This is a genomic window from Sphingomonas kyeonggiensis, from assembly GCF_014204495.1.
GTDB lineage: Bacteria > Pseudomonadota > Alphaproteobacteria > Sphingomonadales > Sphingomonadaceae > Sphingomonas > Sphingomonas kyeonggiensis_A.
Genome location: NZ_JACHLN010000002.1, coordinates 540115 through 556432 on the forward strand (window position 1 = coordinate 540115; position 16318 = coordinate 556432).

Sequence of the window (16318 nt, forward strand, 5' to 3'; positions counted from 1 at the left end):
GGTCAACGGCTGCGTTCCCACAGCATCGCCAACCCTTGAATGGTCAAATCGGGTTCGATGACATCGAATATGGGGGTGTGCTTCTCGAAAAGCACGGCCAGGCCGCCGGTTGCGATCACTTTGACGGGACGACCGATCTCGGCCTTCATCCGCGCGATCAACCCTTCGATCATCGCGACATAGCCCCAATAGATGCCGATATGCATCTGGTCGACGGTGTTGCGGCCGATGACGCTGGTGATCTCAGGCGCTGTGATCGCGATGCGCGGCAGCTTGGCGGCGGCGGTCACCAGCGCGTCGAGCGACAGGTTGATGCCCGGCGCGATGATCCCGCCCTTATAGGCACCGCGATAGTCGACCACCTCGAAAGTGGTGGCGGTGCCGAAGTCGATGATGATCAGGTCGCCCGGATGGCGGGCATGGCCGGCGATCATGTTGAGCGCGCGATCGGCGCCCAGCCCCTGCGGCTCCTCTACATCGAGCGGGAAGCCCCATTCGGCCTTGCCCTGCCCGGCGATCACTGCGTCGGTCTTGAAGTACTTGCTGCTCAGCACCTGGAGATTGTGCAGCGCGCGGGGCACCACGGTGCCGATGATCACGCCGGTCACATCGGCGCGGTCATAGCCTTCCAGGTTGAGCAGCTGGCTGAGCCACACCGCATATTCGTCCGCCGTGCGGCGCGGATCGGTGGCGATGCGCCAGCGCGCGCGCACGTCCTGGCCTTCCAGCAGGGCGAAGACGACATTGGTGTTGCCGGCGTCGATGGCGAGCAGCATTTCCGGGCCTCTCAGAGCAGGAACACGTCTGCGGCGTGAATGACATGGCTGGTGCCATCGGCCAAGCGCAGGATGAGCGCGCCTTCGCTGTCGAGCCCACCGAACAGCCCGTCGATGCTCGATCCGTCGGCAAGCCGGGCGGTGAGCGCGGTGTCGATCGGGTGCGCGCGAGCAAGCCAGCGCTCGCGAATGGGCGCAATCCCTTCCCGCCAGCGGGAAACCCAGCGGGCGAAGCTTTCGGCCAGCGTTTCGGCGAAGATCTGCGGGTCAGGCGCCGGACCGTGCGCTGCGAAGCTTGTGGTCCTGCGATCAAGATCCTGCGGGTGGTGCGCCAGATTCACGCCGAAGCCCAGGATCACCGCATCCCCCACCCGCTCGAGCAGGATGCCGGAGAGCTTGGCGCCGTTCACCAGCAGGTCGTTCGGCCATTTGAGCATCGGCTCGACACCGAACACCCGTGCCGTCTCGTCGAGCGCGACGGCGGCGACCAGCGCCAGCGTGGCCGGGCTGGGTTCCCCTGCCCGCGTGCGGACCAGCGTGGAGATGTAGAGATTGCCGAGCGGCGACTGCCAAGCGCGGCCTTGTCGGCCCTTGCCCGCGGTCTGCCGCTCGGCTCTCAGCCACAGGCCCTCGCTCGCCCCGCTGCGGGCGAGCTCGGCCATGTCGGCATTGGTGGATCCCGTCTCGGCGACGGTCCGTACGGTGGCGATCAGAACAGCGCCTTCGCGGCGGCGCCGGTCCACACCTCAAGGTAGCCGAGCAGCGGCCAGCCCAGCGGCGAGATCACCACCGCCGAGAGCACGAGCAGCGCCCCCTCGATCGGATCGGTGCGGCCCGGGAAGGCCGGTGCCGGCTCGTCGAAGTACATCACCTTGACGACGCGGAGATAGTAATAGGCACCGATCGTCGAGGCAGCGGCAGCAACCGCGGCGAAGACGTACAGGCCCGCATGCACCGCAGCCAGGAACACCTGCAACTTCGAGAAGAAGCCGAGCAGCGGCGGGATGCCGGCAAGGCTGAACATGAAGATCGCCATCGCCACCGCGAGACCCGGGCGGGTACGCGACATGCCCGCGAGGCTGTCGATCGTCTCGACCGGACGACCTTCCGCATCGCGCATCTGCAGCACGATCAGGAAGCTGCCGACGGTCATCACGACGTAGATCGCCATGTAGTAGAGCACGCTCGACACGCCTGCTTCCCCACCAGCGGCGAGGCCGACCAGCGCGAAGCCGACATTGGCGATCGACGAATAAGCGAGCAGTCGCTTGATGTTGCTCTGGCGGATCGCCGCGACCGAGCCGAAGACGATCGAAGCCAGCGAGGCGAAGATCACGATCTGGCGCCAGTCGGCGATCGCCGGACCCATCGCGTCAATGGCGACGCGAGTGGCGAGCGCCATAGCGGCAACCTTCGGCGCCGAAGCGAAGAAGGCAGTGACCGGGGTCGGCGCGCCTTCGTACACGTCCGGCGTCCACATGTGGAATGGCACGGCCGACATCTTGAAGGCGAGCCCGGCGAAGACAAACACCAGACCGAAGAGCAGACCGGTCTTCTGGTCACCCGAGGCATAGGCGTCGGCGATGCCCGAGAACAAAGTGGTGCCCGAGAAGCCGTACACCAGGCTGATGCCGTAGAGCAGGATGCCCGAGGCCAGCGCGCCCAGTACGAAATACTTCAGGCCCGCTTCCGCCGAGCGCGTGTCGCGGCGCATGAAGCTGGCGAGGATGTACGAAGCAAGGCTCATCAGCTCAAGGCCGACATAGAGCGACATCAGGTCGCCCGCCGAAACCATCATGCCCATGCCGGCGGCCGAGAGCAGGATCAGCACCGGATATTCCGGACGCAGATCGTCACCCGAGGTCTGCTGGAAGAAGCGCGGTGCGATCAGGATCGAGACGCCGGCGGCCAGGAAGATCAGCGCCTTCGAGAAGGCGGCGAACATGTCCGGGCGATAGAGCCCGCCAAAGGCCTCACCCCCGGCCGAAGCCGGGCCGGCCAGCGCGACGCCGGCGCCGATCAGCACGGCGATCGAGGCCCAGCTGACCAGCTTGGTCGACTGGTGGCCGCCCCATGCAGCTACCAGCATCAGGGCGATGGCGCCGACGCTGAGCACCAGCTCAGGAAGGGCCATCATCAGTTGCAGCGAATAGTTCATCAGTGCGCCTCCCCGTGCGCAGCAGGGGCAGCGGCGTGTTCGCCATGTTCAGCAGCGGTAGGCGCAGGCTTGCCGGCAGTCGGAGCCGAGTCACCGGCAGGCGCGGCACGCTCGAGGCGGGCAACCAGCTTCTCCACGTCGCCGCGCATCGGCTTCATGAAGCTCTCCGGATAGACACCCATCCAGAGGGTCACCGCGGCCAGCGCGCCGAGCATTGCGAACTCGCGCAGGTCGAGATCCGGCATCGCCTTCACATCGTCCTTGGTCAGGTCGCCAAAGGCGACGCGACGGTAGAGGTACAGCATGTATGCCGCGCCCAGGATGATGCCGGTGGTACCGAGCAGCGCGTAGAGCGTCGAGACCTGGTACAGGCCGGCAAGGCTCAGGAACTCGCCGATGAAGTTGCTGGTGCCCGGCAGGCCGACAGAGGCCATGGTGAACAGCAGGAACAGCACGGCATAGCGCGGCATGTTGATCGCGAGGCCGCCATAGCGGTCGATCTCGCGGGTGTGCAGGCGGTCATAGATCACGCCGACGCAGAGGAAGAGCGCGCCCGAGACCACGCCGTGGCCGAGCATCACCATCATCGCGCCCTCGATGCCCTGCGCGTTGAGCGCGAACAGGCCGAAGGTCACGATCGCCATGTGGGCGACCGACGAATAGGCGATCAGCTTCTTCATGTCGCTCTGCACGAGCGCGACGAGCGAGGTGTAGACCACCGCGACGGCCGAGAGCGCGAAGACCAGCCACAGGAACTGGGCCGAGGCTTCCGGGAACATCGGCAGCGAGAAGCGCAGGAAACCGTAGCCGCCGAGCTTCAGCAGCACGCCCGCCAGGATGACCGAACCGGCGGTCGGCGCCTGGACGTGCGCGTCGGGAAGCCAAGTGTGGACCGGCCACATCGGCATCTTCACCGCGAACGAAGCGAAGAAGGCCAGCCATAGCCATGTCTGCACATGCGCCGGGAAGTCGTGCTGCATCAGCGCCGGGATCGACGTCGTGCCGGTGGTCAGGATCATGTAGATGATCGCGATCAGCATCAGCAGCGAGCCGAGCAGCGTGTACAGGAAGAACTTGTACGACGCGTAGATGCGGTTGGCGCCGCCCCAGATGCCGATGATCAGGAACATCGGGATCAGGCCGCCTTCGAAGAAGACGTAGAACAGCATCAGGTCCTGCGCCGCGAAGGTGCCGATCATCAGCACTTCGGTGGCGAGGAACGCAGCCATATATTCCGGCACGCGCTTGGTGACCGAGAGCCAGCTCGCCCCGATGCAGATCGGCATCAGGAACACCGACAGTGCGATCAGCAGCAGCGCGAAGCCATCGATGCCCAGCGCCCAGGCGAACTCGGCCTGGCCGATGCCGAACAGGCGGACATGCTCGACGAACTGCCACTGGGCAGCGCCCTCGCCGGTCTGGAAGTTGGCCCAGAGCAGGATGCCGAGCGCCAGGTCCACGAAGGTGGCGGCAAGCGCCAGCCAGCGTGCGCCCTGCGCGTTGAGGAACAGGCAGGCGACTGCGGCAATCGCGGGCACCGCCAGCATGACGGTTAGGATCGGGAAGCCGCTCATCGCGCGATCACCCAGGTCAGTGCGGCAGTAAGGCCGATCAGCATGATGAAGGCATAGGCGTAGACATATCCGGATTGCAGCTTGGAAGCGCCGACGCTGCCGAGCTGGACGACCGCAGCGGCGCCATTCGGGCCGAACCGGTCGATCGTGGCTTCGTCACCCTTCTTCCAGAACTGACGACCGATCCAGAAGGCCGGGCGCACGAACAGGAAGTTGTAGAGCTCGTCGAAATACCACTTGTTGAGCGAGAAGAGGTACAGCGGGCGGAACGCCTCGGCGAACTTCGCGGGGAAGCTCGGCGACACGATGTACGCGCCATACGCAATGGCCAGGCCGCTCAGCATCGCGATCGTCGCGCTGAGCTTCACCCATACCGGCACCTCGTGCATCGCGTGCATCAGATGCTCGTTGAAGGCGATGGCGCCGTGCCAATAGGTCTCACCTGCCGTCGGCTCGATGAACGCGCCGTGGAAGATGAAGCCCGCAGCGATCGCGCCGATGGTGAGCACCAGCAGCGGGATCAGCATCACGATCGGGCTCTCGTGCGGGTGATAGCCCGCCGTGCCGTCGCCATGCGCGTGATCGTGGTGATGGTCGTCGTGGCCATGGGCATCGTGAGCGTGCGCGTCGTGCGCATGATCGTCATGACCATGGCCGTGCGCGTCATGCACCGCGTGCTGGATGTGCTCCGAAGCGGCCCAGCGCGGCTTGCCGTGGAAGGTCAGGAACACCAGGCGCCAGCTGTAGAAGCTGGTGAGCAGCGCCACGAACACGCCCACCCAGAACACGCTGGTGTGGCCGGCGGCATAGCTCGCCTCGATGATCGCATCCTTCGAGTGGAAGCCGGCGAAGCCGAACGCCACCGGGTTGCCGAACAGCGCCGGGATGCCCACGCCGGTGATCGCGAGCGTGCCCGCCATCATCGTCCAGTAGGTGACCGGGATCTTCTTCCACAGGCCGCCATAGTAGCGCATGTCCTGCTCGTGGTGCATCGCATGGATGACCGAGCCAGCACCGAGGAACAGCAGCGCCTTGAAGAAGGCGTGCGTGAACAGGTGGAACATCGCCGCGCCATAGGCGCCGACGCCGGCAGCGAAGAACATGTAGCCCAGCTGCGAACAGGTCGAATAGGCGATCACGCGCTTGATGTCGGTCTGCGTCGTGCCGACGGTCGCGGCGAAGAAGCAGGTCGCGGCGCCGACGACGGTGACCACGGTCATCGCAACGGCGCTCTGCTCGAACAGCGGCGACATGCGGCAGACCATGAACACGCCGGCGGTCACCATGGTCGCGGCGTGGATCAGCGCCGACACCGGGGTCGGGCCTTCCATTGCGTCCGGAAGCCAGGTGTGCAGGCCGAGCTGCGCCGACTTGCCCATCGCGCCGACGAACAGCAGCAGGCAGAGCACCGTCACGGTGTCGAAGCGCTGGCCGAGGAAGCCGATGGTCGAGCCATGCATGTTCGGCGCGGCGGCGAGGATCGTCGGGATGTCGATCGTGCCGAACACGAGGAAGATGCCGAAGATGCCGAGCATGAAGCCAAGGTCGCCGACGCGGTTGACCACGAACGCCTTGATGGCGGCGGCGTTTGCGCTCGGCTTGCGGAACCAGAAGCCGATCAGCAGGTAGGACGCGAGACCCACGCCTTCCCAGCCGAAGAACATCTGGACCAGGTTGTTGGCCGTCACGAGCATCAGCATCGCGAAGGTGAAGAGCGAGAGGTACGCGAAGAAGCGCGGCTGATCCGGCTCCTCCGACATATAGCCCCAGCTATAGAGGTGGACGAGCGCCGAGACGCTGGTCACCACCACGAGCATCACCGCGGTCAGGCTGTCGACGCGCAGGGCCCAGTCGACCTGCATCGAGCCGCTGAGCATCCAGGTGAAGACCGGGGACACGCTCGGCTCGGCATTGCCGCCGAGATAGCTGATGAAGATCGGCCACGACAGGGCGCACGCCACGAAGAGCGAGCCCGTGGTGACGACCTTGGGGAAGGTCTTGCCGAAGGCCTTGTTCGAAAGCCCGGCAACGGCTGCCGCGAGCAGCGGCAGGAATACGATGAAATAGATCGCCGACATCAGCCCTTCATCCGATTGACGTCTTCGACCGAGATCGTGCCGCGGCCGCGGAAGTAGATAACGAGAATGGCGAGGCCGATCGCGGCCTCACCGGCGGCGACGGTCAGCACGAACATCGCGAAGACCTGGCCGACCAGGTCGCCGAGTGCGTTCGAGAACGCGACGAGGTTCAGGTTCACGGACAGCAGGATCAGCTCGATCGCCATCAGCATGACGATGAGGTTCTTGCGGTTCATGAAGATGCCGAGCACGCCGAGCGTGAACAGGATCGCGCTGACGACGAGATAGTGCGTAAGGGTGATCACAGCTCGACCCCCTGCCCCACGGGTTGGTTCACGTTGCGGGTCGCGTCCTTGGCGCGGCGTTGGACCTGACGGCTGATCTTCTGCGGCTTGACGTCGGTGCGCGGACGCAGCGTCAGCACGATCGCGCCGATCATCGCGACGAGCAGCACCAGGCCGGCGCCTTCGAACACGAACAGGTAGCGGGAATAGAGGAGCTGGCCGATCGCCTCGATGTTGGGCACCTTGGTATCGATCGGCGCGATACGGCGGCCCAGCTGCAGCGTGCCGGCGCTATAGGCGCCCACCGCGATCAGGATCTCGGCGACCAGCGCGATGGCAAGCGCGAAGCCGACGGCCGCGTACTTCATCACGCCCGCGCGCAGCTCCGCGAAGTCGATGTTGAGCATCATGACCACGAAGAGGAACAGCACGGCGACGGCGCCGACATAGACGATGACGAGCAGCATCGCGATGAACTCGGCATTGGCGAGCACCATCAGACCCGCAGCGTTGAAGAACGCCAGGATGAGCCACAGGACGGAATGGACCGGGTTGCGGGACAGGATGGTAAGCGCGCCGGAGACGCACACCACTGCCGCAAACAGGTAAAAGGCTAGAAGCTGGATCACGGAATCTGATGGCCCCTGTAGATTGGCGTGCGCTTAACGATACGGTGCATCGGCGGCAAGGTTCGCGGCGATCGCGCGCTCCCAGCGATCACCGTTCGCGAGCAGCTTCTCCTTCTGGTAGATCAGCTCCTCACGGGTTTCGGTGGCGAACTCGAAGTTCGGCCCTTCGACGATCGCGTCGACCGGGCATGCTTCCTGGCACAGGCCGCAATAGATGCACTTGGTCATGTCGATGTCGTAGCGCGTGGTGCGGCGGCTGCCGTCCTCGCGCGGCTCGGCCTCGATCGTGATCGCCAGCGCCGGGCAGACCGCTTCGCACAGCTTGCACGCGATGCAGCGCTCTTCGCCATTGGGATAGCGACGCAGCGCATGCTCGCCGCGGAAGCGGGGCGAGAGCGGGTTCTTCTCGTACGGGTAGTTAATGGTCGCCTTGGGCTTGAAGAAATACTTCAAGGTCAGGGCGTGCGCCTTCACGAACTCCCAGAGAGTCCAGGTCTTGATGAAATGGGCGACGGTGCTCATGCGGGCACTCCAACCCGGGTCAGCATGAGGTACCCGGAAACGAGGAAGACGAAGAGAAGCGACAGCGGCAGGAAGATCTTCCAGCCCAGGCGCATCAGCTGGTCATAGCGGTACCTGGGCACCGTGGCCTTGACCCAGCTGAACAGGAAGAAGCCGAAGCTGATCTTGAGCAGCAGCCAGATGATGCCCGGGATCCAGTAGAGGATCGGGATATCCAGCGGCGGCAGGTAGCCGCCCCAGAACAAAGTCGCGTTGAGCGCGCTCATCAGCAGCACGTTACCGTACTCACCGAGCCAGAACAGCGCGAAGGCCATCGACGAATATTCGGTCTGATAGCCCGCGACGAGCTCGCTCTCGGCCTCGGTAAGGTCGAATGGCGCGCGCTGGGTCTCGGCGAGCGACGAGATGAAGAACACCACGGCCATCGGGAACAGCAGCGGGTTCAGCGCATAGAAGTTGAAGATGCCGAGGACATGGCCCTTCTGATGCTCGACGATGTCGGTCATGTTGAAGGAGCCGGTCCACAGCACGATCGAGATCAGCACGAAGCCGATCGAGACTTCGTAGCTCACCATCTGCGCGGCCGCACGGATCGCCGAGTAGAACGGGTATTTCGAGTTCGACGCCCAGCCGGCCAGGATGATGCCGTAGACGCCGAGCGACGAGGCCGCGAGCACGTAGAGCAGGCCGACATTGATGTTGGCCAGCACCACGCCGAACTGGAACGGCACCACCGCCCACACGATCAGCGCCACCGTGAAGGTGATGATCGGGCCGAGCAGGAACAGCGTCTTGTTTGCGCCCGACGGAATGATCGTTTCCTGCAGGAAGACCTTGAGGCCGTCCGCGAACGACTGGAGCAAGCCGAGCGGGCCGACCACGTTCGGGCCGCGGCGCAGCGCCATGGCCGCCCAGATCTTGCGGTCGACATAGATGACCATCGCCACGGCCAGCATCAGCGGCAGCGCGATGACCAGGATGTCGATCAGCGTGGCGACGAACCACGCCAGGCCGAACGGGAGGCCGAGATAGGTAAACCAGGACGTCATTCTGCGGCCTCTGCGAAGTCTTCGCCGTGGATCAGTTCGGCCGAGCAGCGCTGCATGGTCGGCGAAGCACGGCAGATGGCGTTGGTGAGATAGAAATCGGCGACGGCATAGCCGACCGGGCCCGATGCCTTGGCGGCAAGCTTCGGCGGCGAGAACGCGTAGCCGGCAAGGCCTTCCTGGCCCAGCGCCGGCACTTCGCTCGCCATCTGGGCGCGCAACTGCTCGAACGTGTCGAACGGCAGCGTGTGGCCCAGGCGATCCGAAAGCGCGCGCAGGATCGTCCAATCCTCGCGAGCATCGCCCGGCGCGAACACGGCACGGTCAGCACGCTGCACGCGGCCTTCCAGGTTCACATAGGTGCCCGGCTTCTCGGCATAGGTCGCCCCCGGCAGGATGACGTCCGCATGATGCGCGCCATTGTCGCCGTGATGGCCGACATAGACCTTGAAGCTGTCCTTGAAGCCTTCGAAGTTCACTTCATCGGCACCGAGGAAGAAAGCGAGCTTAGGCGCAGCCGCGATGATATCCGCGATGCCGCCCTTCTGGGCATAGCCAAGCATCAGCCCGCCCATGCGCGCAGCAGCGGTATGGACGACGTTGAAGCCGTTCCAGCCATCACGCTGGAAGGCCGAAGCCATGGCGAGCGTGGCGCCCTGCCCTTCCTTGAGCGCGGCCGGGCCGACGATCAGGACGGGCTTCTTGGCCGCGTCGATCGCTTCGGCGGCCGAAGCCGGCAGCTTGGCGAGCAGGCCCAGGTCGTTGCCCAGCCACTCGACCTTGTAGGTCAGGTCGGTCTCTTCGCCGATCGCGAAGACCTTCGCGCCCTTCTTGATCGCCTTGCGGATACGCGTGTTGATCAGCGGGGCTTCGAAACGCAGGTTCGAGCCGACCAGCAGGATCGCGTCCGCTTCCTCGATCCCGGCGATGGTCGTGTTGAACGCCACCGAGCCGAGGTTCGACACGTCATAGGACAGGCCGGTCTGGCGCCCTTCGAGCAGGTCCGAACCCAGTGCCTTCACCAGCGACTTGGCCGCGAACATGGTCTCGCAATCGACGAGATCGCCGGCGACGGCGGCAACGCTCGAGCCGGCAGCCTTGGCAGCAGCCGCGATCGCATCGAACGCTTCGTCCCAGCTCGCTTCGACCACCTTGCCGTCCTTGCGGACATAGGGCTTGTCGAGACGGCGGCGAACCAGCGCGTCAACGTGATAGCGGGTCTTGTCGTGCGCCCACTCTTCGTTGACGTCTTCGTTGATCCGCGGAAGCACGCGCATCACCTGACGACCACGGCTGTCGAGGCGGATGTTGGTGCCGACCGCGTCCATCACGTCGATCGAGAGGTTCTTCTTGAGCTCCCACGAGCGATACTCGAAGGCGACCGGCTTGTGGGTCAGCGCGCCGACCGGGCAGAGGTCGGCGACATTGCCCGAGAGCTCGCTCTTGAACGCCTTCTCGAGATAGGTCGTGATCTGCATGTTCTCGCCGCGATAGATCGCGCCGATATCCTCCACGCCGGCCACTTCCTCGCCGAAGCGAACGCAGCGGGTGCACTGGATGCAGCGGGTCATGATCGTCTTGATGATCGGACCCATATACTTCTCGGTCACCGCGCGCTTGTTCTCGGTATAGCGCGAGTGGCCGCGACCATAGGCGACCGACTGGTCCTGCAGGTCGCACTCGCCGCCCTGATCGCAGATCGGGCAGTCGAGCGGGTGATTGATCAGCAGGAACTCCATCACGCCTTCGCGTGCGGCCTTCACCATCGGCGAGTCCGTGCGGATTTCCTGGTTGTCGGCGGCGGGCAGCGCACACGAAGCCTGGGGCTTGGGCGGCCCGGGCTTCACCTCGACGAGGCACATGCGGCAATTGCCGGCGATCGACAGGCGCTCATGATAGCAGAAGCGCGGAATTTCCTTGCCCGCGGCCTCGCAGGCCTGGAGCACGGTGGCGCCCGCGGGCACCTCCACTTCAATTCCGTCGACGGTTAGCTTTGGCATCTCAGCTATTTCCCTCGGACGCGGACAAGCCGCCGCGCGCCCTGAACAATGCTTCCGCGATCAGCCCGTGCAGGGTGACGCGATCGAAATTGACCTGGCGGCCATTGGCACAGGTCTGGAGCGTGGGCAGCAGCGCATCCGCGGCCGCGACTTCCTCGGGCGAATGCCACTGGGTGCGGAGCAGGCGATCGGCCGCAACCGGATCCTTCTCAGCGGCGCACTGGACGACCGCATAGGCCGCGTGCGTCGGCTGCTTGAGCCAGTCCGGCTGCGCGGCACCCGAAGCGGGGCCGGCATCACGGAAGGTGCGCACATACAGCGCCTCGGCAAGCACGCCGCGCAGGTTCACACCCTGCGTGTTCACCTTCTTGCCGCGCGGTACGCACATGCGGGCACTGTCGAACAGGCCCATGAATGCCTTGCCCTCGGCCTCGGAACCGGGCTCGAGCCCGATCACCGCGGCGGCCTGGCGCTTTTCGCTGCGCGCAAGGCAGCCCATCAGCTCGATGGCATTCCGTTCGGCGTCGCGGTTCTTCCGCGCCTCGGCACCACCGTCGCTCTGCGCATGCGCAGGCGCGACCGCGCCGAGGGCACAACCCGCTGCAAGGATAAAGGCCAGTGCGGCCTTCACTCCGCCGCCTCCTGCATGCCGTTGCCGGCCTGGCGCTCGTTGATGCGGCGCTCAAGCTCGGGGCGGAAGTGCCGGATCAGGCCCTGGATCGGCCAGGCGGCGGCGTCGCCGAGCGCGCAGATCGTGTGGCCTTCCACCTGCTTGGTCACCTGCTGCAGCGTGTCGATCTCGCTGATGTCGGCGTCGCCGGTGCGCAGGCGCTCCATCACGCGCCACATCCAGCCGGTGCCTTCGCGGCACGGCGTGCACTGGCCGCAGCTCTCATGCTTGTAGAAGTACGACAGGCGGCTGATCGCGCGGACGACGTCGGTCGACTTGTCCATCACGATGATCGCGGCAGTGCCCAGACCCGAACCGAGGGCGCGCAGGCCGTCAAAGTCCATCGGGCAGTCCATGATCTGCGCCGCCGGAACCAGCGGCACCGAGGAGCCACCCGGGATCACCGCGAGCAGGTTGTCCCAACCGCCACGGATACCGCCGCAATGCTTCTCGATCAGCTCGCGGAACGGGATCGACATGGCCTCTTCGACCACGCACGGCTTCTCGACATGGCCCGAAATCTGGAAGAGCTTGGTGCCGCGGTTGTTCTCGTTGCCGAAGCTGGAGAACCACTCGGGGCCACGCCGCAGGATCGTCGGGACAACCGCGATCGACTCGACGTTGTTCACCGTGGTCGGGCAGCCATACAGGCCCGCACCCGCCGGGAACGGCGGCTTCAGGCGGGGCTGGCCCTTCTTGCCCTCGAGGCTCTCGAGCATCGCGGTCTCTTCGCCGCAGATGTACGCACCCGCGCCGCGGTGCACGAACACGTCGAAGTCATAGCCCGACTTGCACGCGTTCTTGCCGAGCAGGCCGGCGTCATATGCCTCCTTCACGGCCGCGAAGAGCGTCTCGGCTTCGCGGATATATTCGCCGCGGATATAGATATAGGCCGCACGCGCGCGCATCGCGAAGCCGGCGATCAGCGCGCCTTCGATCAGCTTGTGCGGATCGTGGCGGATGATCTCGCGGTCCTTGCACGAGCCCGGCTCGGACTCGTCGGCGTTGATCACCAGGAAGTTCGGCCGGTCCGGGCGCGGTTCCTTGGGCATGAAGCTCCACTTCATGCCGGTCGGGAAGCCCGCGCCGCCGCGGCCGCGCAGGCCCGAAGCCTTGATCTTGTCGATGATGGCGTCCTGGCCGATCGACATCAGATCCTTGGTCTTGTCCCAATCGCCGCGCTTCTGGGCAGCCGGCAGGTTCCACGGCTGGAAACCGTAGACATTGGTGAAGATGCGGTCCTTATCCGCGAGCATCTATCGACCCTTCCCCACCATGTTCTGAATGAAAATATATGCGAGCACGGCCAGGCCGAGCACGATCGCGATGCCGACCAGCTTGAACGCAAGCTTGAGCGCCCAGCCGAGCACGACGATGCCGCCGATGATCGCGAGGATGACGAAGACGAGGTTCTTGGTCTCCTGCTTCATCACCACTCGCCCCGATAATCGTGGTTCGCGGTTTCCATCGCGGCCAGGTTGGTCGGCGCGCCGAGCGGCTCGACCGTGTGGCGGCCGGGCTCCTGCGTGCCGGGCTTGGGGCTCTCGCCCTTGGCCAGCGCGTCGAGGATCGTCAGCGTGCGATCATAGGTGAGGTCTTCGAAGTTATCGTCGTTGATCTGCACCATCGGCGCGGACGAGCAATTGCCCATGCACTCGACTTCGGTCAGCGTGAACAGGCCGTCCTCGGTGGTGTGGCCCTTCTTGAGCCCGCGCGCCTTGCACGCCGCCATCACGTCGTCCGAACCGCGCAGCATGCACGGCGTCGTGCCGCAGACCTGCACGTGGAAGCGGCCGACCGGCACCAGATTGAACATGGTGTAGAAGGTCGCGACTTCGAACACGCGGATATACGGCATGTCGAGCTGCTTCGCGATGAACTCGATCACCGGGATCGGCAACCAGCCCTGGGTATTGGTCTCGGCGCCGACCTGGCGCTGGGCGAGATCCAGATACGGGATGGTGCACGACATCTGCCGGCCCGCCGGATAGCGGCCCATAATCTCGCGTGCCTTCTCGGCATTCTCCGGCGTCCACTGGAAATTGCCCCAGCGCGCGCGGACCTCCGCTTCATCGGGGAGTTGGGGTGCGTCAGCCATTAACGAATGAACTCCACGCGATCGACCTTGCCGTCGGCAAAGGAATAGATCGACATAACTTCGAACGGATCGCTCTCGGGCGACCGCGCGACCTTCTCGTGCAGGACGACGGTGTCGCCCAGCGCATAGCTGGTCAGGATTTCGGCGCTGTTCTGCGGGAACTCGGCGAACATCGCCTTGAGCCCCGAGCGCACACCTTCCTTGCCCTCGCGCAGCACCGCGCCGCGATAGCCCGCCTCGCAGGCACCGTCGGTCATCAGCTCGACATAGGCGTCAGCGTCCTGCGCATTGTAGTGCGCGATCATCTGATGCGTGATGGCGATACGGTCGGCGCTCACCGGTCGCACTCCCCGAACACGATGTCGAGCGCACCCAGGATGGCGGTGATGTCGGCGAGCATATGGCCCTTCGACATGAAGTCCATCGCCTGCAAGTGGCTGAACGCCGTCGGGCGGATCTTGCAGCGATACGGCTTGTTGGTGCCGTCCGAGACCAGATACACGCCGAACTCGCCCTTCGGGCTCTCGGTCGCGACATACACTTCGCCGGCAGGCACGTGATAGCCTTCGGTGAAGAGCTTGAAATGGTGGATCAGCGCTTCCATCGACTGCTTCATCTCGCCACGACGGGGCGGCGCGACCTTGCGATCGAGGGTGAGCACGGGGCCTTCCGGCATCTGCTGGAGGCACTGCTTCATGATGCGCGCGGACTGATAGACTTCCTCGACGCGAACCATGAACCGGTCATAGCAGTCGCCACGGGTGCCGACCGGCACCTCGAAGTCCATGCGGTCGTACACGTCATAGGGCTGCGACTTGCGCAGGTCCCACGGAATGCCCGCGCCGCGGATCATCGGGCCCGAGAAGCCCCAGGCCACCGCGTCCTCGCGGCTCACCACCGCGATGTCGACGTTACGCTGCAGGAAGATGCGGTTCTCGGCCACCAGGCTGATAGCATCCCCGAACAGGCGCGGCAGGCGCGTGTCGAGCCACTCGGCGATGTCGGTCAGCAGCTTGAGCGGCACGTCCTGGCGGACGCCGCCCACGCGGAAATAGTTCGAGTGCATGCGCGCGCCCGAAGCACGCTCGAAGAAGTTCAGGCAGTCCTCGCGGATCTCGAACATCCACAGGTTCGGCGTCATCGCGCCGACGTCCATCACGTGCGAACCGAGGTTCAGCATGTGATTGCAGATGCGGGTCAGCTCGGCGAAGAACACGCGGAGGTACTGGCCACGAAGCGGAACCTCGAGGTCGAGCAGCTTCTCAACCGCCAGCACATAGCTGTATTCCATGCCCAGCGGCGAGCAGTAATCGAGGCGATCGAAATACGGCAGCGCCTGGGTGTAGGTCTTGTACTCGATCAGCTTCTCGGTGCCGCGGTGGAGCAGACCGACGTGCGGATCGACGCGCTCGATGATCTCGCCGTCCAGCTCGGTCACCAGGCGCAGCACGCCGTGGGCCGCCGGATGCTGCGGGCCGAAGTTGATCGTGTAGTTCGCGATCTCCGTGTCGCCCTTCTCCGGCTTGCCGCCGTCGATGACGCCTTCGATCTCGTCGAGATAATCAGCCATTACGCTTCACCCTCCGGCGCCTTCTTGACGCGCGGCTTGCGGGGTTTCTTTTCGGCGGGCTCCGGCCCGGCCTCGGGACCCGACTTGCCCGCGCCGGTGTCGGCGGTGCTGTCGCTGGTCTTCGGCTTGGTCACCTTGGCCCTGGCCGGCTTGGCCGCCGGAGCCTTGCGGATCTCGTCGGCGGTCAGCGGCGTCGGCGCACCCTTTGCCTCGGGCTGCGGCGCAACGGCCGGAGCAGGCGCGGGAGCTGGCTTCGCAGCAGGCGCGGGCGGCGGAGCCGGCGGCGTCGGCGCGACATATTTCTCGTCGCCCGGCAGGATATATTCGGCGCCTTCCCACGGGCTCATGAAGTCGAACGTGCGGAAGTCCTGGGCCAGCGTGACGGGCTCATAGACCACGCGCTTCGCTTCCTCGGAGTACCGCAGCTCGACGAAGCCGGTCAGCGGGAAGTCCTTGCGCTGCGGGTGCCCGACGAAACCATAGTCGGTCAGGATACGGCGCAGGTCGGTGTTGCCCGAGAAGAGCACGCCGTACATGTCGTAGACTTCGCGCTCGAGCCAGCCGGCGACCGGCCAGATGCCCGTGACGGACGGAACAGCCTGCTCCTCGTCGGTGATCGCCTTCACCTTGATGCGGTGGTTCCGCGTCAGGCTGAGCAGGCAATAGACCACTTCGAAACGCTCGGGGCGCTCTGGATAGTCGACACCGGCGATTTCCATCAGCTGCTGGAACTCGAGGCCGGGCGTGTCACGCAGCAGCGTCATGCCCTCGACCACGCGGGCGCGGTCGAGCGTCAGGTTCACTTCGCCGACCTTGTCCTCGGCATGGACCAGAATGTCGCCCAACGCGGCCTTGGCCGCGTCGATCACGCCTTCGTTCGACGCATAGCGCGGCGCCACGGTCTTCACGGCGC

17 protein-coding genes are annotated in these 16318 nt (G+C 65.1%); all 17 read right to left on the bottom strand.

Going from position 1 to position 16318, the window contains the following annotated elements:
• Positions 1-2: 2 nt before the first annotated feature.
• The 17 genes from HNP52_RS10225 to HNP52_RS10305 are packed head-to-tail and all read right to left on the bottom strand — an operon-like array spanning position 3 to position 16313.
• Positions 3-776 (bottom strand): type III pantothenate kinase, encoded by a 774-nt coding sequence (locus tag HNP52_RS10225; RefSeq protein WP_184166378.1) that lies wholly within the window; start codon positions 774-776, stop codon positions 3-5.
• Positions 777-787: 11 nt separating this feature from the next.
• Entirely contained in the window at positions 788-1438 is a 651-nt protein-coding gene (locus HNP52_RS10230) for a biotin--[acetyl-CoA-carboxylase] ligase (protein WP_184168280.1), read from the bottom strand.
• 47 nt (positions 1439-1485) lie between these two features.
• Positions 1486-2934, bottom strand: a complete 1449-nt coding sequence (nuoN, locus tag HNP52_RS10235) for an NADH-quinone oxidoreductase subunit NuoN (protein WP_184166382.1) — start codon at positions 2932-2934, stop codon at positions 1486-1488.
• The gene (locus tag HNP52_RS10240) at positions 2934-4508 is read right to left on the bottom strand and encodes an NADH-quinone oxidoreductase subunit M (RefSeq protein ID WP_184166385.1); all 1575 of its coding nucleotides are present in this window, start codon (positions 4506-4508) and stop codon (positions 2934-2936) included. Before HNP52_RS10240 ends, nuoN begins: the two co-directional genes overlap by 1 nt.
• Entirely contained in the window at positions 4505-6586 is a 2082-nt protein-coding gene (gene nuoL, locus HNP52_RS10245; protein WP_184166388.1) for an NADH-quinone oxidoreductase subunit L, read from the bottom strand. Before nuoL ends, HNP52_RS10240 begins: the two co-directional genes overlap by 4 nt.
• Positions 6586-6891 (bottom strand): NADH-quinone oxidoreductase subunit NuoK, encoded by a 306-nt coding sequence (gene nuoK, locus HNP52_RS10250; RefSeq protein WP_184166391.1) that lies wholly within the window; start codon positions 6889-6891, stop codon positions 6586-6588. The genes nuoL and nuoK overlap by 1 nt, the downstream gene beginning before the upstream one ends.
• A complete protein-coding gene (locus HNP52_RS10255; protein WP_184166394.1) occupies positions 6888-7499 on the bottom strand; it encodes an NADH-quinone oxidoreductase subunit J in 612 nt (203 codons plus the stop codon). Before HNP52_RS10255 ends, nuoK begins: the two co-directional genes overlap by 4 nt.
• Before the next feature lie 33 nt (positions 7500-7532).
• Complete coding sequence (nuoI, locus tag HNP52_RS10260; protein ID WP_184166397.1) at positions 7533-8021, bottom strand: NADH-quinone oxidoreductase subunit NuoI; 489 nt, start codon at positions 8019-8021, stop codon at positions 7533-7535.
• A complete protein-coding gene (gene nuoH / locus HNP52_RS10265; protein ID WP_184166400.1) occupies positions 8018-9070 on the bottom strand; it encodes an NADH-quinone oxidoreductase subunit NuoH in 1053 nt (350 codons plus the stop codon). Before nuoH ends, nuoI begins: the two co-directional genes overlap by 4 nt.
• On the bottom strand, positions 9067-11067 hold the full coding sequence (gene nuoG, locus HNP52_RS10270) for an NADH-quinone oxidoreductase subunit NuoG (RefSeq protein ID WP_184166403.1): 2001 nt from the start codon (positions 11065-11067) through the stop codon (positions 9067-9069). The genes nuoH and nuoG overlap by 4 nt, the downstream gene beginning before the upstream one ends.
• Before the next feature lies 1 nt (position 11068).
• Positions 11069-11698 (bottom strand): hypothetical protein, encoded by a 630-nt coding sequence (locus HNP52_RS10275; protein ID WP_184166405.1) that lies wholly within the window; start codon positions 11696-11698, stop codon positions 11069-11071.
• Complete coding sequence (gene nuoF / locus HNP52_RS10280) at positions 11695-12993, bottom strand: NADH-quinone oxidoreductase subunit NuoF (RefSeq protein ID WP_184166408.1); 1299 nt, start codon at positions 12991-12993, stop codon at positions 11695-11697. The genes HNP52_RS10275 and nuoF overlap by 4 nt, the downstream gene beginning before the upstream one ends.
• On the bottom strand, positions 12994-13167 hold the full coding sequence (locus tag HNP52_RS10285) for a hypothetical protein (RefSeq protein ID WP_184166411.1): 174 nt from the start codon (positions 13165-13167) through the stop codon (positions 12994-12996).
• A complete protein-coding gene (locus HNP52_RS10290; RefSeq protein ID WP_184166413.1) occupies positions 13167-13835 on the bottom strand; it encodes an NAD(P)H-dependent oxidoreductase subunit E in 669 nt (222 codons plus the stop codon). The genes HNP52_RS10285 and HNP52_RS10290 overlap by 1 nt, the downstream gene beginning before the upstream one ends.
• On the bottom strand, positions 13835-14173 hold the full coding sequence (locus HNP52_RS10295) for a nuclear transport factor 2 family protein (protein WP_184166416.1): 339 nt from the start codon (positions 14171-14173) through the stop codon (positions 13835-13837). The genes HNP52_RS10290 and HNP52_RS10295 overlap by 1 nt, the downstream gene beginning before the upstream one ends.
• On the bottom strand, positions 14170-15405 hold the full coding sequence (locus tag HNP52_RS10300) for an NADH-quinone oxidoreductase subunit D (RefSeq protein WP_184166419.1): 1236 nt from the start codon (positions 15403-15405) through the stop codon (positions 14170-14172). Before HNP52_RS10300 ends, HNP52_RS10295 begins: the two co-directional genes overlap by 4 nt.
• Positions 15405-16313, bottom strand: coding sequence for an NADH-quinone oxidoreductase subunit C (locus HNP52_RS10305; RefSeq protein ID WP_184168281.1), 909 nt, complete (start codon positions 16311-16313; stop codon positions 15405-15407). Before HNP52_RS10305 ends, HNP52_RS10300 begins: the two co-directional genes overlap by 1 nt.
• Positions 16314-16318 lie beyond the last annotated feature (5 nt).